The sequence below is a fragment of the Stenotrophomonas sp. STM01 genome (genome assembly GCF_014852135.1).
Classification (GTDB): Bacteria; Pseudomonadota; Gammaproteobacteria; order Xanthomonadales; family Xanthomonadaceae; genus Stenotrophomonas; species Stenotrophomonas capsici.
In genome coordinates this window covers 195,106-213,749 of the sequence record NZ_JACVBA010000003.1, presented here as the reverse complement: position 1 = coordinate 213,749, position 18,644 = coordinate 195,106, and the positions used below count along the sequence as shown (strand labels likewise).

General features: G+C 66.5%; 23 protein-coding genes. 3 read left to right on the top strand and 20 right to left on the bottom strand.

Annotated features, from left to right (window positions below):
• Positions 1–100 precede the first annotated feature (100 nt).
• The 10 genes from recA to rlmE form a co-directional block, all read right to left on the bottom strand.
• A complete protein-coding gene (recA, locus tag IB227_RS15165) occupies positions 101–1,138 on the bottom strand; it encodes a recombinase RecA (RefSeq protein WP_132862739.1) in 1,038 nt (345 codons plus the stop codon).
• Positions 1,139–1,325: 187 nt separating this feature from the next.
• Positions 1,326–1,970: a transcriptional repressor LexA gene (gene lexA / locus IB227_RS15160; RefSeq protein WP_192288086.1), complete on the bottom strand. Its 645-nt coding sequence runs from the start codon at positions 1,968–1,970 to the stop codon at positions 1,326–1,328.
• Between the two features lie 111 nt (positions 1,971–2,081).
• Positions 2,082–2,573 (bottom strand): nicotinamide-nucleotide amidohydrolase family protein, encoded by a 492-nt coding sequence (locus tag IB227_RS15155; protein ID WP_192288085.1) that lies wholly within the window; start codon positions 2,571–2,573, stop codon positions 2,082–2,084.
• Positions 2,574–2,678: 105 nt separating this feature from the next.
• Positions 2,679–3,989 (bottom strand): ribosome rescue GTPase HflX, encoded by a 1,311-nt coding sequence (hflX, locus tag IB227_RS15150; protein WP_192288084.1) that lies wholly within the window; start codon positions 3,987–3,989, stop codon positions 2,679–2,681.
• Between the two features lie 14 nt (positions 3,990–4,003).
• Positions 4,004–4,282 carry an RNA chaperone Hfq gene (gene hfq, locus IB227_RS15145; RefSeq protein WP_132862736.1) on the bottom strand — a complete coding sequence of 93 codons (279 nt, stop codon included), beginning with the start codon at positions 4,280–4,282 and terminating at the stop codon, positions 4,004–4,006.
• A 91-nt stretch (positions 4,283–4,373) separates the two neighbouring features.
• A complete protein-coding gene (miaA, locus tag IB227_RS15140; RefSeq protein ID WP_192288083.1) occupies positions 4,374–5,327 on the bottom strand; it encodes a tRNA (adenosine(37)-N6)-dimethylallyltransferase MiaA in 954 nt (317 codons plus the stop codon).
• A complete protein-coding gene (gene folP / locus IB227_RS15135) occupies positions 5,327–6,223 on the bottom strand; it encodes a dihydropteroate synthase (RefSeq protein WP_192288082.1) in 897 nt (298 codons plus the stop codon). The genes miaA and folP overlap by 1 nt, the downstream gene beginning before the upstream one ends.
• Entirely contained in the window at positions 6,223–6,408 is a 186-nt protein-coding gene (locus IB227_RS15130; RefSeq protein WP_132862733.1) for a hypothetical protein, read from the bottom strand. Before IB227_RS15130 ends, folP begins: the two co-directional genes overlap by 1 nt.
• Positions 6,409–6,518: 110 nt before the next feature.
• Positions 6,519–8,447 (bottom strand): ATP-dependent zinc metalloprotease FtsH, encoded by a 1,929-nt coding sequence (gene ftsH / locus IB227_RS15125; RefSeq protein WP_132862732.1) that lies wholly within the window; start codon positions 8,445–8,447, stop codon positions 6,519–6,521.
• A 53-nt stretch (positions 8,448–8,500) separates the two neighbouring features.
• On the bottom strand, positions 8,501–9,133 hold the full coding sequence (gene rlmE, locus IB227_RS15120) for a 23S rRNA (uridine(2552)-2'-O)-methyltransferase RlmE (protein ID WP_192288081.1): 633 nt from the start codon (positions 9,131–9,133) through the stop codon (positions 8,501–8,503).
• Between the two features lie 64 nt (positions 9,134–9,197).
• On the opposite strand from rlmE, the gene yhbY reads away from it, so the two are divergent.
• Positions 9,198–9,503 carry a ribosome assembly RNA-binding protein YhbY gene (yhbY, locus tag IB227_RS15115; RefSeq protein WP_132862730.1) on the top strand — a complete coding sequence of 102 codons (306 nt, stop codon included), beginning with the start codon at positions 9,198–9,200 and terminating at the stop codon, positions 9,501–9,503.
• An 18-nt stretch (positions 9,504–9,521) separates the two neighbouring features.
• Positions 9,522–9,902 carry an Mth938-like domain-containing protein gene (locus IB227_RS15110; protein WP_132862729.1) on the top strand — a complete coding sequence of 127 codons (381 nt, stop codon included), beginning with the start codon at positions 9,522–9,524 and terminating at the stop codon, positions 9,900–9,902.
• Positions 9,903–10,032: 130 nt separating this feature from the next.
• Here IB227_RS15110 and IB227_RS15105 read toward each other — a convergent pair whose 3' ends face one another.
• The 4 genes from IB227_RS15105 to surE are packed head-to-tail and all read right to left on the bottom strand — an operon-like array spanning position 10,033 to position 12,899.
• Positions 10,033–10,815, bottom strand: coding sequence for a peptidoglycan DD-metalloendopeptidase family protein (locus IB227_RS15105; RefSeq protein WP_192288080.1), 783 nt, complete (start codon positions 10,813–10,815; stop codon positions 10,033–10,035).
• The gene (locus tag IB227_RS15100) at positions 10,812–11,426 is read right to left on the bottom strand and encodes a YqaA family protein (protein ID WP_192288079.1); all 615 of its coding nucleotides are present in this window, start codon (positions 11,424–11,426) and stop codon (positions 10,812–10,814) included. Before IB227_RS15100 ends, IB227_RS15105 begins: the two co-directional genes overlap by 4 nt.
• Positions 11,427–11,445: 19 nt before the next feature.
• Positions 11,446–12,123 (bottom strand): protein-L-isoaspartate(D-aspartate) O-methyltransferase, encoded by a 678-nt coding sequence (locus IB227_RS15095; protein WP_132862726.1) that lies wholly within the window; start codon positions 12,121–12,123, stop codon positions 11,446–11,448.
• Positions 12,120–12,899 (bottom strand): 5'/3'-nucleotidase SurE, encoded by a 780-nt coding sequence (surE, locus tag IB227_RS15090; protein WP_132862725.1) that lies wholly within the window; start codon positions 12,897–12,899, stop codon positions 12,120–12,122. The genes IB227_RS15095 and surE overlap by 4 nt, the downstream gene beginning before the upstream one ends.
• A gap of 170 nt (positions 12,900–13,069) precedes the next feature.
• On the opposite strand from surE, the gene IB227_RS15085 reads away from it, so the two are divergent.
• Complete coding sequence (locus IB227_RS15085) at positions 13,070–13,609, top strand: Smr/MutS family protein (protein WP_132862724.1); 540 nt, start codon at positions 13,070–13,072, stop codon at positions 13,607–13,609.
• 69 nt (positions 13,610–13,678) lie between these two features.
• Here the strand turns inward: IB227_RS15085 and truD are convergent, their stop codons facing one another.
• The 6 genes from truD to kdsA form a co-directional block, all read right to left on the bottom strand.
• A complete protein-coding gene (truD, locus tag IB227_RS15080) occupies positions 13,679–14,713 on the bottom strand; it encodes a tRNA pseudouridine(13) synthase TruD (RefSeq protein ID WP_192288078.1) in 1,035 nt (344 codons plus the stop codon).
• Complete coding sequence (gene ispF / locus IB227_RS15075) at positions 14,710–15,210, bottom strand: 2-C-methyl-D-erythritol 2,4-cyclodiphosphate synthase (protein WP_192288077.1); 501 nt, start codon at positions 15,208–15,210, stop codon at positions 14,710–14,712. The genes truD and ispF overlap by 4 nt, the downstream gene beginning before the upstream one ends.
• A gap of 51 nt (positions 15,211–15,261) precedes the next feature.
• On the bottom strand, positions 15,262–15,960 hold the full coding sequence (gene ispD, locus IB227_RS15070) for a 2-C-methyl-D-erythritol 4-phosphate cytidylyltransferase (protein ID WP_192288076.1): 699 nt from the start codon (positions 15,958–15,960) through the stop codon (positions 15,262–15,264).
• On the bottom strand, positions 15,957–16,319 hold the full coding sequence (gene ftsB / locus IB227_RS15065; protein WP_132862720.1) for a cell division protein FtsB: 363 nt from the start codon (positions 16,317–16,319) through the stop codon (positions 15,957–15,959). Before ftsB ends, ispD begins: the two co-directional genes overlap by 4 nt.
• 5 nt (positions 16,320–16,324) lie before the next feature.
• Complete coding sequence (gene eno / locus IB227_RS15060) at positions 16,325–17,617, bottom strand: phosphopyruvate hydratase (protein WP_192288075.1); 1,293 nt, start codon at positions 17,615–17,617, stop codon at positions 16,325–16,327.
• Positions 17,618–17,794: 177 nt separating this feature from the next.
• On the bottom strand, positions 17,795–18,628 hold the full coding sequence (gene kdsA / locus IB227_RS15055) for a 3-deoxy-8-phosphooctulonate synthase (protein WP_132862718.1): 834 nt from the start codon (positions 18,626–18,628) through the stop codon (positions 17,795–17,797).
• Between the last annotated feature and the right edge of the window lie 16 nt (positions 18,629–18,644).

The following is an 18,644-nucleotide window of genomic DNA, read 5'->3' as shown; positions in this document are numbered from 1 at the left end:
CTCCAGGATGGCGCCATCCCTGGCACAACGGCTCCTGGATAAAATGCCGCGGGAGCGGGACGACGTCACTGACGATGCGCCGCCCGCCCCCACGGGAAACTCATTCCTCGTCCTGCTCGTCGTCGCCTTCTTCACGCGCAGCTTCGGACGGCTGGAACTTCTCGCGCAGCTCGGCTTCCAGGCGCGCGGCGACCTGCGGGTTGTCGCGCAGGTAACCACGGGCGTTGTCCTTGCCCTGGCCGATGCGCTCGTCGCCGTAGCTGTACCAGGCACCCGCCTTCTCGACGAGCTTGGCGTCCACGCCCATGTCGATCAGCTCGCCTTCGCGCGAAATGCCCTCGCCATAGAGGATCTCGGTGATGACCTGCTTGAACGGCGGGGCCAGCTTGTTCTTGACCACCTTGATCTTGGTCTGGTTGCCGATGATCTCGTCACCCTTCTTGATCGCGCCGATGCGACGGATATCCAGGCGCACCGAGGCGTAGAACTTCAGCGCATTGCCGCCGGTGGTGGTTTCCGGGCTCTGGCCCGGCATCATCACGCCGATCTTCATGCGCAGCTGGTTGATGAAGATCACCAGCGTGTTGGAGCGCTTGATGTTGCCGGTCAGCTTGCGCAGCGCCTGGCTCATCAGGCGGGCCTGCAGGCCCGGCAGCTGGTCGCCCATCTCGCCTTCGATTTCCGCCTTCGGGGTCAGTGCAGCCACCGAGTCGATCACCAGGATGTCCACCGAGCCCGAACGCACCAGCATGTCGGCGATTTCAAGCGCCTGTTCACCGGTATCGGGCTGGGACAGCAGCAGGTCATCCACGTTCACGCCCAGCTTGGCGGCGTAGATGGGGTCCAGCGCGTGCTCGGCGTCGATGAAGGCGGCGGTGCCGCCCAGCTTCTGGCACTCGGCGATGGCCTGCAGGGTCAGGGTGGTCTTGCCGGAGGACTCCGGGCCGTAGATCTCAACGACGCGGCCCTTCGGCAGGCCACCGATGCCCAGTGCGATATCCAGCATCAGCGAGCCGGTCGGGATGGCCTCGACGGGCTCGACCACACGGTCACCCATGCGCATCACCGAACCCTTGCCGAACTGCTTTTCGATCTGGCCCAGTGCAGCGGCGAGCGCGCGCTTCTTGTTCTCGTCCATCGGGTTCGTCCTCGTCGTTGATTTCGTAGATTTCGTCATGGGGTCCACTGTAGGGGTGTCGTATCGCAAAGGCTGAGACTGGCGGCGAGGCGACAAAATTATTGGGTCGGCAAGGATACCGGCAGCAGCACAACCAGCCCTCTAACGTAAGAAAAACAGGTGGTTATGGCTGCGCAATCCGTCCCCATCAGCGGTTCGGCCGGAGCAGGCCGCAATACAGGCCTTCGATCGAGAAGTCCTGGTCGGGCAGCACTTCGATCGGTGCGTAGTCGGGATTGCGGGGCAGCAGGCGGATGCGGTCCTTGGCGATCTTGAGCAGCTTGACCGTGATCTCCTCATCGATCCGCGCCACCACGATCTGGCCCGAGCGCGCGTCACGGGTGCGGTGCACGCCGATCAGGTCGCCATCGAAGATGCCCTCGTCGATCATCGAATCGCCCTGCACCTTGAGCAGGTAGTCCGGCGCCGGCGAGAAGAACACCTTGTCCAGCACCACGAAATCATCCGAGCCGATGTCCGCGCCGATCGGCAGGCCCGCAGCCACGCGCCCCAGCACCGGCAAGCGCAGGATCTGGTCGTTGGCGGCAAGCACGGCAGGCACGGCGGCATCCGTCCCGGCAGAGGGGCGTACCACGCGGATACCACGCGCCCGACCCGGCACACGCTCGATGGCGCCGGCCGCTTCAAGGGCATCCAGGTGATATTGGGCCGAGCGCACGCCCTTGAAGCCAAAGGCACGTGCGATCTCGGTCTGCGATGGGGGCACGCCCTCGGCTTCGATGCGCTCGGCGATCAGGTCGAGGATGGCCTGCTGGGTATCGGTCAGGTTCATGGTTAGTAGTATTGCTACTAACAAAACCCGCCGTCAACAGGGCAGGAGTTCAGTTGGCTGAACAGCCACGACGTTCCGGCCGGCCAGGACTTCATCCCGACCTGAATGCCCTCACAGGGTTTCCAGGCCGCGCAGCGCGGCGCCCACGGTCTGCCGTCGCACAGCTTCGCGGTCACCCTCGAAATGGAACAACTCGGCGCGGGTGTAGCCCCCGCGACGCTTCCAGCCGATCCACACGGTGCCAACCGGCTTGTCCTCGCTGCCGCCACCCGGCCCCGCGATCCCGGTCACCGCCACGGCTACGCTTGCACCCGAGCGCACCAGTGCGCCGGAAACCATCTCGATCACGGTTTCGCGACTGACCGCGCCATGGCTTTCCAGCGTCTGCGGGCTGACGCCCAACAGTGCCTGCTTGGCCTCGTAGCTGTAGACGACCATGCCGCTGTCGAACCAGTCCGACGAGCCCGCAACGCCGGTCATGGCCTTGGCGATCCAGCCGCCGGTGCAGCTCTCGGCGGTGACCACGTGATCACGCGCCGCGCGCAGGCGCTCACCCAGCTGGGTGGCCAACTGGTCCAGGTCGAAGTCGGTGGGAATGCTCATGGGAACGTCCGTGGGGGATGACAGCGTTGTAACGCAAATCACCGCCGGATGCGTCCCTTTGCCGCGCACTGGATGGCAGAAGGGCCGCTTGGCGGCCCTTCGATGTCACCACTCCGGTTCCGGCTCCGGCAGCAATGCGCGGATCACCGCACCGTCGGCGCCGGCCGCCAGTTTCTCCGCCTCCGCAATGGGCAGGTCTACTTCGATCAACCAGCCCTCCTCGTCGGCCTGCTCGCTACGGATCACCTCCAGCTGATGCAGGCGCGAACGCAGGCGGCCCGCACTGGGCGGCAGCCGGATCGTGCCGGTCACGTGCTGCAGGCCGAGTCGACGGCCCAGCACGGATTGCAGCAGTTCCAGCCCGCGTCCGTCGCGCGCCGAAATCCAGACGCGCTCGCGGCGAGACTCATCCGGCACGCCGTCCTGCGCGTCATGACGCACCTCGGCACCTTCGATCCGGTCGATCTTGTTGAACACCAGCAGCTGCGGCAGCTCGCCGGCACCCACCGCCTGCAGCACCTCGTCGACCTGCGCGATGCGCTCCTCGCGCAGCGGATCGGCCGCATCGACCAGGTGCAGCAGGAAGTCCGCCTCGCGCGCCTCGGACAGGGTGGAACGGAAGGCAGCAACCAGTTCGTGCGGCAGGTCGCGGACGAAACCCACGGTGTCGGCCAGCATCGCCTTGCCGCCGGGCAGCGCGATGCGCCGCACGGTCGGGTCGAGCGTGGCGAACAACTGGTCCGCCGCATACGCACCCGCACCGGTCAGTGCATTAAACAGCGTGGACTTGCCGGCGTTGGTGTAGCCCACCAGCGCCACGCGCGGCATTTCGCTGCGCACGCGCGCGCGACGCATCTGGGTGCGCTGCACTTCGACCTTTTCCAGGCGCTTCTGCAGTTGCTCCACCCGCTTCTGCAGCAGGCGGCGGTCGGTTTCCAGCTGGGTTTCGCCCGGGCCACGCAGACCGATGGAACCGCCACGCTGGCGCTCCAGGTGGGTCCAACCGCGGACCAGCCGGGTGGCCAGGTGGCGCAACTGCGCCAGCTCGACCTGCAGCTTGCCTTCATGGCTGTGTGCACGCTGGGCGAAGATGTCCAGGATCAGGCCGGTACGATCAATCACGCGCCGTTCCAGGAAGCGCTCCAGATTGCGCTCCTGCACGGGGGTGAGCTGATGGTTCACCAGCACCAGGTCGGCGCCGGTGGCGTCGGCCGCAGCCTTCACCTCGTCCAGTTTGCCGCTGCCGATCAGCGTGGAGGGGTTGGGCCGATCCATGCGCGCGGTGATGGTCGCCGCGATGCTGGCACCGGCGGAGCGGGCCAGATCGGTGAACTCCTCCAGCACATCCTCTTCCAGCCGCCCTGCATGCGGCTGGATCAGCAACGCATGTTCGCCCCGTTTCGAGCGGTCAAACATGCGCCGCCACCTGCTTATTCGTTGTCGTCATCGCCTGCCTGGGAACTGCTGTCGGCGGACTGCACGTAACCACCGCCCGGGCCAACCTTGACGTTGCGCGCCGGCACCACGGTGGAGATGGCGTGCTTGTAGACCATCTGACTGACGGTATTGCGCAGCAGCACCACGAACTGATCGAACGATTCGATCGTGCCCTGTAACTTGATGCCATTGACCAGGTACACCGAAACCGGCACGCGCTCGCGGCGCAATGCGTTCAGAAACGGATCCTGCAAAGACTGCCCCTTGGACATCGTCTACTCCTCGTTATTGTTCTTATGGGCCGGATGGCCGGCACTCCCCTGCCGATCCGGAACCCCGATGGTAACACCGGCCGGGGGCCTCTCAGTTTCCCAAAAACAGCGAAACCGCGTTCCGCAGGCGGTCCATTTCGTGCTGCGGGTCAAACCAGCGGGCATCCAGTTCGCCGCGCAACCAGGTCAACTGACGCTTGGCCAGTTGGCGGGTGGCGAAGACCCCCTTGTCACGGAACTCGGCCACGCTGCCCTGCCCGTCCAGGAACTGCCAGGCCTGGCGATAGCCGACCGCGCGAATGGCCGGCAGGTCCAGCGGCGAGGGCACCTGCGTCATCTGTGGCAGGGCCCGCAGCCCACGCACCTCATCAAGGAAACCGTGCTGGAGCATCAGGTCAAAGCGCTGCTCGATGCGTTGGTGCAGCACCGAGCGGTCCGCCGGTGACAGCACCAGCTTGAGCACCCGCGCCGGCAGGCGGGCGATGCCGGGCTGGGCCTGCCAGTAACTGATCGGCTTGCCGGTCAGACGATAGACCTCCAGGGCCCGCTGGATGCGCTGCGGGTCGGTGGCATGGATGCGTCGCGCGGCCACCGGGTCGATCCCCGCCAGCTGCGCGTGCAAGGCTTCCCACCCCGTTTCCCCGGCCTCGGCGGCGATCTGCGCGCGCATGGCCGGATCCGCCTCGGGCATCGGCGACAACCCCTGCAGCAACGCCCGGAAGTACAACCCCGTTCCACCGGCGAGGATCGGCAACTTGCCGCGCGCGACGATGTCACGCACCGCGGCCGCGGCATCGGCGGCGAACTCCGCCGCCGAGTACGTCTGCCACGGGTCGCGCAGGTCCAGCAGGTGATGGGGAATGCCCGCCTGCTCTGCAGCATCCGGCTTGGCTGCGCCGATCTCCAGGCCACGGTAGACCAGCGCCGAGTCGACGCTGACGATCTCCCCGCCATGCGCCTTGGCCAGGGCGATCGCCGCCGCGGTCTTGCCGGAGGCGGTCGGGCCCATCAGGGCGATGGCCAAGGGCCGCTGGTCGACGGCCATCAATCCTCGTCCGGCCAACGCGGCATCGTCGGCGTGTCGGCTCGCGGCGCCGGTACCGCATCGACTGCAGCCAATACTTTCAATGCATCCACGGTCGCGGCGACATCATGCACGCGCACGATCTTTGCGCCGCGCTGGACCGCCAGCAGGTGCGCCGCCAACGAACCGGCAACCCGCTCGGCCGCCAGCGCACGCCCGGTCACATCGCCGATGCAGCGCTTGCGCGAGAAGCCTGCCAGCACCGGCACGCCGAGCGTCAGCAGGCGTTCCTGGGCCGCCAGCAGCGCGAAATTCTGCGCGGTGTCCTTGTTGAAGCCATAGCCCGGATCGACCACCAGCCGGTTACGGGCAATCCCCGCCATCTCCGCGGCGAACACGCGTTCGGCAAGGAAGCGCTGGACGTCACCGGCGATGTCGTCATAGGCCTGCGCCTGCCCTGCCGCGTACGGCCCACCCACCGCATGCATCAGCACCACCGCTGCGCCGGCGCCGGCCACTGCATCCATCGCCCCGGGCTGCTGCAGCGCCTGCACGTCATTGACCATCCCGGCACCGACCGCCAGCGCCGCCTGCATCACCTCCGGCTTGAAGGTATCCACGCTCAGCGGCACCCCGGTACGTTCGTGCAGCGCGGCGATCACCGGCACAACGCGATCAATTTCCTCCTGCACCGATACCGGCGTGGCGCCCGGGCGGGTCGACTCTCCCCCGATATCGAGCAGGTCCGCACCCTGCTCCACCAGCGCCAGCGCGTGTGCGACCGCGGCGTCCACGCTGAAATGCTGGCCGCCATCGGAGAACGAATCCGGGGTGACGTTGACGATGCCCATCACCTGCGGGCGGTCCAACCGCAGCTTGCGGCCGGCGCAATCGAACATGGGGGCGATATCGAACATCAGCGCTTGTTCCTCGAACGGATCCTGTTGCCGATCAGGCTCAACACCACGCCCAGCACCACGCCAACGAAGATGCCGGTCAGGTAGTTGCCGGTCTTCACCCCGAAGGCAACGCCGGCCACGGTCGCGATGACCATTTCCGGCATGTTGAGCGGTGGTGGTTGCTGCGGCTTGGGGGTGTTCATGTCGGTACCGGGATAACAGGAGTCGCGCCTATTCTCGCCCAGCGCGGGGCGGCCGCAAACGGAAACGGGCCGGAAGACCGGCCCGTTTCGTCACGCTCATCACTGGACGGTCAGTGCTGGCCGGCCGGATCGGTGATCGGCGTCACCGGGCGCTGGTCGTCGCCGCCCTTGCCGTCACCGGTGCGGTCGTTGTTGCCACCCTTGGCCACCCAACCGGCCGGCGGCGACGGCTCGCGGCCTTCCATCAGCGCCTTCACCTGCTCGGCGTCGATGGTTTCCCATTCCAGCAGCGCCGCAGTCATGGCCTCGACCACGTCGCGCTTTTCTTCCAGGATCTTGTAGGCAACGGCGTACTGCTCGTCGAGGATGCGACGGATCTCCGCATCCACCTTCTGCTGTGTGGCCTCGGAAATGGTCTTGTTGTGCATGCCATAGCCGCCTTCGTCATCGGCGTAGACCATGGTGCCCAGCACATCGGACATACCGTACTTGGTGACCATGCCGCGGGCCAGCTTGGTCGCACGCTCGAAGTCGTTGGACGCGCCGGTGGACATCTGGCCGACGAAGATCTCCTCGGCGATGCGGCCACCAAACAGGATCGCCAGCTCTTCCAGCATGCGGTCCTTGTACTTGCTGATGTGGTCGTGCTCCGGCAGCTGCCAGGTCACGCCCAATGCCCAGCCGCGCGGCATGATCGTCACCTTGTGGACCGGGTCGGCCTTGGGCAGCGACATCGCCACCACGGCGTGGCCGGACTCGTGATAAGCGGTGTTGCGACGCTCATCCTCGCGCATGACCATGCTGCGACGCTCCGGACCCATGTAGATCTTGTCCTTGGCGTCCTCGAAGTCCTTCATGTCGACTTCCTGCTTGTTGCGACGAGCCGCAAACAGGGCGCCTTCATTGATCAGGTTGGCCAGGTCCGCACCGGAGAAGCCCGGGGTACCCCGTGCCAGCACTTCCGGACGCACGTCATCGGCGGCCGGTACCTTGCGCAGGTGCACGCGCAGGATCTGCTCGCGGCCCTTGATATCGGGCAGGCCAACCATGACCTGGCGGTCGAAACGGCCCGGACGCAGCAGCGCCTTGTCCAGCACGTCCGGACGGTTGGTGGCAGCGATCACGATCACGCCCTCACCGCCCTCGAAGCCGTCCATCTCGACCAGCATCTGGTTCAGGGTCTGCTCGCGCTCATCGTGGCCACCGCCCATGCCGGAGCCGCGATGGCGGCCGACGGCATCGATTTCGTCGATGAAGATGATGCACGGCGCATGCTTCTTGGCCTGCTCGAACATGTCGCGTACGCGGCTGGCGCCGACACCGACGAACATCTCGACGAAGTCCGAACCGGAGATCGCGAAGAACGGCACCTTGGCCTCGCCGGCGATGGCCTTGGCCAGCAGCGTCTTGCCGGTACCCGGCGGGCCCACCATCAGCACGCCGCGCGGGATCTTGCCGCCCAGCTTGGTGAACTTGGTCGGGTCACGCAGGAACTCGACCAGCTCGCCCACTTCCTCCTTGGCCTCGTCGCAACCGGCGACGTCGGCGAAGGTGACCTTGATCTGGTCCTCGCCCTGCAGCTTGGCGCGCGACTTGCCGAAGGACATCGCGCCCTTGGCACCACCGCCACCGCCCTGCATCTGGCGCATCATGAAGATCCAGAAGCCGATCAACAGCAGCACCGGCAGGAACTGCAGTACCAGGCCCCAGAAGCCCGGGCCGGTGGCCGGCTCCTGGCGTGCCACTTCGACGTTCTTGGAATACAGCTGGTCCAGCAGCTTCGGGTCGGCCGGTGCGAACAGCTGGCCCTCCGAGCCGTCGGAGCGCTTGAAACGCAGGTGGTTGGTGGTGAGCGTGGTCTTGTCGGTGTACTCGACCGACTTGATCCGGCCCGAGTCCACTTCCTGCAGGAACTGCGTGTAATTGCGCGCATCGCCTGCAGCGACGGCTCCGCCGCGCGGGGCGAAGCTCTGGAACACCACCATCAGCACGACGGCGACAACCACCCAAAGCAGGAGGTTCTTGGTCAGGTCGTTCATCCTCATCGGCTCCGATGTCCCTCTAATTTCTTAACGCGGTCGTATGGTTGAGCTTACTTGATCTGCTTGCGCTTGCCCTGGCCCAGGGCATACACCTCGGGCGAACGCTTGCGCGAGGCCTCCGGCTTGCGGATGGACACCTTGTCATAACGCCGGCGCATCTCGCGCACGTAGTCATCAAAGCCAACGCCCTGGAACAGCTTGATCAGGAACGCCCCACCCGGCTTGAGGTGGTTGTCGGCGAAATCCATCGCCAACTCGGCCAGGTGCATCATCCGCGGCTGGTCGACCGCATCCATGCCACTCTTATTGGGGGCCATATCCGACAGCACAAGGTCTACCGGCTGATTCCCCAGCATGGCTTCAAACTGGGATAGGACGGTTTCTTCCCTGAAGTCACCGTGAAGGAACTCAACCCCGGCCAGCGGCGGCATCTCCAGGATGTCCAGGGCAAGGACCCGGCCGGTGTCGCCCATCTGTCTCCGCACCTGCTGAGACCAACCACCCGGAGCGGCACCGAGGTCGACCACCACCATGTTCGGCTTGAGCAGGCGGTCGCGCTCCAGCAGCTCTTCCAGCTTGTAGGCCGCACGCGAGCGCATCCCCTCCTTTTGTGCCTTTTTCACAAAGGGATCGGAAAAGTGTTCTTTCAGCCAGCGCTGGCTGCTCTTGCTATGGGAAGGCATCGAGAATGGGGCTTACAGGGGTGGTCATGATACCCTGAACCCCCTTGATAACCCGTATTCCTGCATGTCCATTGTCCTGACCCCGGCCCAAAACCGATTCCTGCGCGGCGTGGCGCACGATCTGAAAGCACTACTGCAGATCGGCGGCAAGGGGGTTACTCCCGCCTTCCTGGCGGAGCTGGACGAAGTGCTGGAACGCCACGAGCTGATCAAGGTCAAGGTGGGCGCCGAGGACCGCGAAGCCCGTGAAGCCATCGTCGCCGAACTGGTCCAGGCCAGCGGCAGCGCGCTGGTGCAGCGCATCGGCTTCGTTGCCGTGCTGTACCGCCCGGCCAAGGAAAAGCGCCAGATCGTGCTGCCCCGCGGCTGACCGCCGAGGATTCCCCACATGTTGCTCAGCCGTGAACTGCCGGACTACACCTACTCCCTGCGATCGGCCGATGGCCACCAGGCCCGGGTAAACGACCAGACCCTGCAGCACAGCTTCGTGCTGGCCCCCAACCAGCTGATCGAGAACTGGCCGGTCACCTCCGCCAGAACACTGACGCCCGAGCACCTGGATGCCGCGCTGGCGCAGGACCCGGAGCTGGTGATCCTGGCCACCGGCGAGAAGCAGGTGTTCCCCGCCCCGGCGGTGATGGCGGCTTGCCTGACCCGCGGCATCGGCATCGAGGTGATGAACAATGCCTCCGCCGCCCGCACCTTCAATGTGCTGGCCGGCGAGAACCGCAAGGTCGTGGTCGCGTTCATCCTGGAACCCGCCGCCTGAGCATTCGCCCATCGCCCCGCGCTCGCCCAACGCAAAAAGCCCGATGCATCGCATCGGGCTTTTTGTTTGATCGCGTCGATACCAAACAGCCGGGAGCGTTCTGTACTTCATCCCGGCCGACGGCGATGCATCAGCGGCTGGGCAGGTACTGCAGCGGGTCGACCGGCTTGCCGTTGTAGCGGATCTCGAAGTGCAGCATGTCGCGCGAGGTGCCGGTGCGGCCCATCTCGGCGATCTGGTCGCCGGCCTTCACGCTCTGCCCTTCGTTGACCAGGCGCTTGCGGTTGTGGCCATAAGCCGACAGCCACTGGTCGTTGTGCTTGATGATGATCAGCTCGCCGTAACCGACCAGCCCGGCGCCGGAGTACACCACCACGCCCGGACCGGCCGCACGCACGGCCTGCCCGCTGGAACCGGCGATATCAACGCCCTGCTTGGTGGTCTCGCCGGCCACGAAACGCCCGACCAGTGCGCCGTCAGCCGGCCAACGCCAGCTGATGCCGCTGTTGACCGGCACGGTGACCGGCGCCGTCGGGGTCGGCGGGCGCGTCGTGGTCGTGGCCGAACCGCTGCCGGACGGCCGCGTGGCGGCGGTGCCGCTGCCCTGCGGATACAGCTTCAGGGTCTGCCCGGGGTAGATCGTGTTGGGATTGGACAGGCCGTTCCACGCAGCCAGGTCACTCGGGGTGATGTTGTTGATGCGGGCCAGGCCGAACAACGTATCGCCGCGGCGTACCGTCACCGTCTGTCCCGGCCGCGGCACCGAGGTACGCGGCGTGGTCGACGCGGCGCCCGCGGACGAGCCACCTGCCGGCTTCTTGACCACCGTGGCCGTACCGCAGGCCGCCAGCGCGATGACCATCGCCGCTGCCGCCGCACCGCGGATCCCCTTGCCCAACTTCTTTGCATTCATGCGAATTTCGCTCTCCAGACCAGCCAGCCCACCAGGCCCACCACCAGCGCGGTGGCAATCCAGCCCAATGGTTCGATCCAACGACGCAGCGCCTCGACCGCGCGCGCGCCACCGAAGCGGATTACCGCCGCCAACAGGTACACGCGCTTGCCGCGCCCGACCAGCATGCTCAACACGTACTGCGGCAGCGGCACGCCCACGATACCCGAGGCCCATGTGAAGACCTTCATCGGAATGGGCATGAAACCACCCAGCACCAGGAAAGTGAACACCGCCCACGGCGATTCGATCATCTTTTCCTGCAGCGTGGCGATGCCCGACTCGATCGCCGGCAGCATGCCCATCCACTCGAAGACCGGCTTGAGCACCTCGAAGGCGTAATGGCCCAGCGCGTAACCGACCAGGGCACCGGCCATCGAGCCGATCAGGCTCAACGTGGCGAACCACCAGCCCTTGCGCGGCTGCGCCACGCACATCGGCATGAGCATCACCTCCGGCATCACCGGAAAGATGATCGCCTCGACGAAGCTGAGCACCGTCAGGTAAGTCGGCGCGCGCTCGTGGTTGGCCCAGCGCATCGCACGGTCGTACAACGGCCCGAAGATCTTCATTGCAGTCCTTGTTCCCGGTTCAATCCAACATGCCCGACAGCAGGGGCACGAAGCTCACCGGCGCCAGTTCTTCCTGGGCGATGGTGCCATCGGCCTGCCGGGTCAACTGCAACAACACCTGTCCGCCCGCACCGCCCACCGGCGCGACCAACCGGCCACCCACGGCCAACTGGTCGATCAGCGCGTCCACCAGCGCCGGCGCGGCGGCGGTCACCACGATGGCGTCATACGGACCATGTTCGGGCCACCCGATACGGCCGTCATCATGCTTGCTGCGCACGTTCATGCCCAGCTGGCGGAAGCGCTTGCGGGCCTGCCGCAGCAGGTCGCCAATACGCTCCACGGTGAACACCTCCAGCCCCAGCGCGGCCAAGATGGCGGCCTGGTAACCCGAACCGGTGCCGACCTCCAGCACGGTCCTGGGCTCCACCGCCAGCACCGCCTCGGTCATGCGCGCCACGACCCAGGGCTGGGAGATGGTCTGGCCATGGCCGATCGGCAGCGCGGTGTCCTCATAGGCGCGTGAGGCCAGTGCTTCATCGATGAACAGATGACGGGGCACGACGCGCACCGCGTTGAGGGCCGCTTCGTTGACGATGCCGGCTTCGCGCAGGCGGTCGACCAGGCGGTCGCGCACGCGCTGGGAGGTCATGCCGATCCCGACCGCCTCCGGCTGCAGGCGCAGGCGCGGGGTCATTCCGCCTTCCCCAGGGATTCGGTGAGCCCACCCACCCAGCCGGCGACCTTTTCCAGCGCCTCGTAGCGGGTCAGGTCCACCTGGATCGGGGTGATCGAGATATGCCCGGTGCGCACGGCGTGGAAATCGGTGCCAGGCCCGGCATCCTGCTCGCTGCCCGCCGGGCCGATCCAGTACACGGTGTTGCCGCGCGGGTCGGTCGCCGGTACGCAGGCCTCGGCACGATGGCGGTTGCCCAAGCGAGTGACCTCGAAGCCACGGATATCTTCCCAGGCCAGGTCCGGCACGTTGACGTTGAGGATGGTGTCGGCCGGCAATGGATCAGCGATCAACCGCGCCACGATCTCCACCGCCGCACGTGCCGCGCTGCGGAAGTGCTTGGCCTCGTGCTTGTGGGTGACCAGCGAGACGGCCACCGACGGCAGGCCGAGGAAGCGTCCCTCCATCGCCGCGGACACGGTCCCGGAATAGATCACGTCGTCGCCGAGGTTGGCGGCATTGTTGATGCCCGACACGACGATATCCGGCTCGTATTCGAGCATGCCGGTCAGGGCAAGGTGGACGCAGTCGGTCGGCGTGCCGGCCACCGCGCAGGTGTAATGGTCGATGCGACGCAGCCGCACCGGCTGGTCGAGGGTGAGCGAGTTGGAGGCGCCGGAACGGTCACGGTCCGGGGCCACCACGGTGACTTCATGCCCTGCATTGCGGAGCTCCTCGGCGAGCATCTTGATGCCGGGGGCGTCCACACCGTCGTCATTGCTTACAAGTACGCGCATTAAAGACCTGGATCACTGGATCAACACGCGGCGCCCCCTGCGCGCCGCAACCGCCGGACCGTCCTGCGCCTGGCGCCAGGCCGGCCGACCTGAAGGGCCATGATACCGGAATGCGCCCGGCCACTTACCCTGCCATTTGCCGGATACATGCCGCAGGTTACGCTGTGCGCATGTCGTACCCCGAAGATGAAGATGACAGCGCCCTGTTCCGCTCGGCCATCGGCGAAGTGACGCCGATGCGGCCAGTGGAGACACCGGCCACCGGCAAGCCGCGCCCGAAACCGCGCGCACGCATGGCTGAACAGGATGAATCGGAGGCGTTGGGCGAGTTCGCCCGGCTGCTGCGCTCCAGCGCGCCACTGGAAGCCGGCGACACCGCCAGCTACCGGCGTGACAACCTGCCGGCGCGGATGTTCCAGCGGCTCAAGCGTGGCCAGTACTCGGTGCAGGACGAACTGGACCTGCACGGTGCCACTGCCGCCCAGGCCGAAGGGTTGTTGCGTCAGTTCCTGGGCGAAGCGCGCGACCATGAACACGGCTGCGTGCGCATCATCCACGGCAAGGGCCTGCAGGCCGATGGCGGCGCGCCGGTGCTGAAGAACCTGGTGGACCGCCTGCTGCGCCAGCGCAACGACGTGCTGGCCTTCCATTCCGCCCCGGCGGCACAGGGCGGCACCGGGGCGGTGTTGGTGTTGTTGGCCCATCGCTGACAGGTACCGGCAATCCAAGCGACGGGGCTTTCATCGGCTTCGCGGCCGAGGCCGCTGCTACTGGCGGGGCTACTCCGCGCGGCTGGCGTCGTTGGTCTGGCCCAGTTCGTGCAGCACCGCCGTGGCGTAGCACCCCGGCGGCAGCGCGAACGACAGTTCGAGCACGTCCGTGGCCAGCCACTGGTGCTGCATCAATGCCGGACGCAAGCGCAGGGCACGACGCTCCTGCTTCAAGCCGGCTTCTTCAAGCCCGGCCCGCAATGCCAGCGCCTGGTCGTCGGACAGCGCCTGTTCTTCCAAGGCACGCGCGGCATCGGCGGAACGCAGCTCGCCGACGCCCCACAGCGGCGCGCTGGGATGGATATCGAAACGCGCCAGGCGCTCGGCCAACACATCACTCATCGGTTCCGGGCCGAACACCGAGCGGCTGCCGTCCAGCATCCATACCTCACCGTCCAACGGCGTGCCCCAGTTGCCCTGCTCCACGCGCGCGGCCAGGACGCGATTGAACAAGGCCGAGCGCGCGGCCGACAGCAGCATCGAACGCTGGTCCTTGCGCACGCGACGTCCAGCAAACATCTGCAGCGCGGCCGGCACGTTGCCGCCATCGCGACCGAAGCGCTGTTCACCAAACCAGTTGGGCAGGCCACGTGCGGCGATCAGTCGCAGGCGCTCATCGATGGCCGCCGCATCACCCTGCAGGTCACGCAGCACCAGCTTGAACCGGTTGCCCGCCAACGCACCGCGCTGCAGCTTGCGGTTGTGCCAGGTCGAGGCCAACACCTGCACGTCGTCGGACGCCAATGCCGCCAGATCGGGGGCGACCCGCTTGGGCAGGTGCACGCTGAAGCGCTGCGTGGTCACCGCGTGGCGATCCTTCTGCCCGGCATAGCTGACCGCCATTTCCGGCAGGCCGGCCCACTGCGCCAGTTGCTTGGCGACGGCAACGGTGTTGGCGCCGCGCTTGCGGATGTCGAGCAGCAGGTGTTCCCCCTCGCCGGTGGCTTCGAACGCCGGCAGCTCGTCCACCTGGAAATCCTCCGGCGTGCTGCGGATCGAGGCCGTCAACAGCGGCGCACCGAACGCCAGCGGCAGCGCACTCACAGCGCCACCAGCAGCACCGTCGCCTGCGCAGCGATGCCTTCCTCACGACCAGTGAAGCCCAGCTTCTCGCTGGTGGTGGCCTTGATGCTGACCCGGTCCAGCGTGATGCCCAGCAGCTGCGCCACCGTCTCGCGCATGGCCAGCGCATGCGGCCCGACCTTGGGCCGTTCGCAGATCACGGTGATGTCGGCGTTGCCGACCTGCCAGCCCCGTTCGGCCAGCAGCGCATTGCAGTGGCTGACGAAGCGGCTGCTGTCCGCGCCCTTCCAACGGTCATCCGACGGCGGGAAGTGCACGCCGATATCGCCCAGCGCCAGCGCGCCCAGCATGGCATCGCACAGCGCGTGCAGGATCACGTCGCCATCGCTGTGGGCGAGCACGCCGCAACGGTGCGGCACGCGCACCCCGCCCAGCATGATGTGGTCGCCTTCGCCGAAGGCATGGACGTCGTAGCCCTGTCCAATGCGGATGGGCGGAAACGGAGTGGAAGCATTCATGGCAACACCGTACGTCAGAACTGTGCCGGCGCAGCGCGCCGAGCGGGGATATCAGCTGCCGCGGCGCGACAGCTCGAACTCGAAGCGGGCCAGATCGGCCGGCGTGGTGACCTTGAAGTTGCCCTCGGCCCCTTCCACCAGCAACGGACGCACCCCCTGCCGCTCCATCGCCATCGCCTCATCGGTGACGTCGATGCCGGCAGTGGCGGCGTCGATCAGCGCCCGGCTCAACTGGTGGCGTCGGAACAACTGCGGGGTCAGCGCGCGCCACAGGCGTTCGCGCGGCTCGGTACGGTCGATGCCGCCATCGTCGCCGGCCCGCTTGAGGGTGTCGCGCACCGGTGCGGCGAGGATGGCACCCACCGGATCGGCACGGCCGACCTCCAGCAGGCGGGTCAGATCCACCGCGTCCAGGTTGGGACGCGCGGCGTCGTGCACCAGCACGAAGTCATCGGCGCGCACGCTGTCCGGCAAGGCCTGCAGCCCCGCCAGCACCGACGCGGCGCGGGTATCGCCGCCGACGCAGGTGAGCACCGGTTTGTCGGCAAAGGAGGTCCAGCCCGGCCAATCGGCATCGTTCTCGGCAATGGCCACCATCACCCCGGCCACCCCGGGATGGGACAGCAGGGCATGCAGCGTATGCGCCAACAACGGCTCGCCATCGGCCAGCAGGTACTGCTTGGGCACCGGGCCGCCGAAGCGGGTGCCACGGCCGGCCGCCGGAACCACCGCCCAGACCTGGGTCATCATGGCACCGGCTCCGTTCCATGCTCGACCGCGGTCGCCGCCGGCGGCGGCGCAGCCGGTGCGACCGGCGCGGCCACGGGGGCGTCCTCCACCACGCGATAGAACTTCTCGCCGGGCTTGATCATGCCCAGCTCGCTACGCGCGCGCTCTTCGATGGCCGCCTCGCCTTCCTTCAGGTCCTTGACCTCGGCAGCAAGCGCATCGTTGCGCTGCTGCAGGCCGTCGTTGTCCCGCTTCTGGTTGGCGACCTGGGCTTCGAGCATCATTACTTCACCCGAATTGCCCGGGCCGAACCAGAAGCGGTACTGCAGCAAACCCAGCAGTACCGCGAGCACCAGCAGCAGCCAGCGCCAGTTGCGCATCAGCGTCAGCGCTTCAGCGACACGAACGCGTCACGGCCGGCGTAACGCGCGCCGGCACCGAGGGCTTCCTCGATGCGCAGCAGCTGGTTGTACTTGGCCACGCGATCGCTGCGGCACAGCGAGCCGGTCTTGATCTGTGTGGCGGTGGTGGCCACGGCGATGTCGGCGATGGTGGTGTCTTCGGTTTCGCCCGAGCGATGCGAGACGATGGCGGCGTAATGCGCCTTGTCGGCCATCGCGATGGCTTCCAGGGTCTCGGTCAGGGTGCCGATCTGGTTGACCTTGATCAGGATGGCGTTGGCGGTGCCCGACTCGATGCCTTCGGCGAAGATCTTCGGGTTGGTCACGAACAGGTCGTCACCGACCAGCTGCACCTTGCTGCCGATGCGCTGGGTCAGCAGCTTCCAGCCTGCCCAGTCGTTCTCGGCCAGGCCGTCCTCGATGGTGATGATCGGGTACTGGCTGGTCCAGTCGGCCAGGAAGTCGACGAACTGCTCGGAGGTCAGGCGCTTGTTCTCGCCGACCAGGTTGTACTTGCCGTTCTCGTAGAACTCGCTGGACGCCACGTCCAGGCCCAGCAGGATGTCTTCGCCGGCGGTGTAGCCGGCCTTGCCGATGGCTTCCAGGATGGTGTCCAGTGCCTCGACGTTGCTGCGGAAGTCCGGTGCGAAACCGCCTTCATCGCCGACCGCCGTGCTCAGGCCATGGCCCTTCAGCACCGACTTCAGTGCATGGAAGATTTCGGTGCCGGCGCGCAGCGATTCGCTGAACGAGCTGAAGCCGACCGGCAGCACCATGAACTCCTGGAAGTCCACGTTGTTGTCGGCATGCGCACCGCCGTTGATGATGTTCATCATCGGCACCGGCAGCGACGGCGTGGCGCCGGTCTTGCCGGCCAGGTACTGCCACAGCGCCTGCTTCTTCGAGGCGGCGGCGGCATGCGCGGCGGCCATCGAAACACCCAGCAGCGCGTTGGCACCCAGGCGACCCTTGTTCTCGGTACCGTCCAGGTCGATCAGGCGACGGTCCAGGCCCTGCTGGTCGTCGGCATCGAAGCCGGCCAGTGCCGTGGCGATGGTGCCGTTGATGTTGGCCACCGCGTTGCGCACGCCCTTGCCCAGGTAACGGGTCTTGTCACCATCGCGCAGTTCCACGGCTTCCTTGGTGCCGGTGGAGGCACCCGAGGGCACGGCAGCACGGCCGAAGGAGCCGTCGGCCAGGGTGACTTCGGCTTCCAGCGTGGGGTTGCCACGGCTGTCGAGGATTTCACGGGCGTGGATCTTGGCGATAGTGGTCATGATCTGGGGGATAGGCTCGTTGGTTGAGTCTGAATTCGACGGGTTTCGTAAAACTGCGGGGCAGTTTAAACGATGGGAAGGCCGGCGCGAGGCGTTGCTTTCGGGTGAAAGCGGCCCGCTGCCGGGCCCTGAAACGCCGATGGCCCGTGAAACACGGGCCATCGGTTCAAGCAGCTATCAGACGGTGGATTCGAGGAAACCGTTCTTCTTGGTGATCGAATCCAGCGCCAGCAGGGTTTCCAGCAGCGCCTCCATCTTGTCCAGCGGCCAGGCGTTGGGGCCGTCGGACAAAGCCTTGGACGGATCGGGATGGGTCTCGGCGAACAGGCCGGCCACGCCCACCGCAACCGCGGCACGCGCCAGCACCGGCACGAACTCGCGCTGGCCGCCGGAGCTGCTGCCCTGCCCGCCCGGCAACTGCACCGAGTGGGTGGCGTCGAACACCACCGGGCACTGCGTGTCGCGCATCACCGCCAGCGAGCGCATGTCGCTGACCAGGTTGTTGTAGCCGAAGCTGGCGCCGCGCTCGCAGACCATGATGTCGTTGTTGCCAGTGGACTTGGCCTTCTCCACGACCGGCTTCATGTCCCACGGCGACAGGAACTGGCCCTTCTTGATGTTGACCGGGCGGCCGGCCGAGCAGACCTTCCTGATGAAATCGGTCTGGCGCACCAGGAACGCCGGGGTCTGCAGCACGTCCACCACCGAGGCCACTTCGTCCATCGGGGTGTATTCGTGCACGTCGGTCAGCACCGGCACGCCGATCTGCTTCTTCACTTCGGCCAGCACCTTCAGGCCTTCTTCCAGGCCCGGGCCACGGAAGCTGGTGCCGGAGGTACGGTTGGCCTTGTCGAAGCTGGACTTGAAGATGAAGTTCATCCCCAGCTTCTGGGTGATTTCCTTGAGCTTGCCGGCGGTATCCAGCTGCAGCTGCATCGACTCGATCACGCAGGGTCCTGCGATCAGGAACAGCGGCTGGTCCAGACCTACTTCAAATCCACAGAGCTTCATTCAATCACCTCGTGAT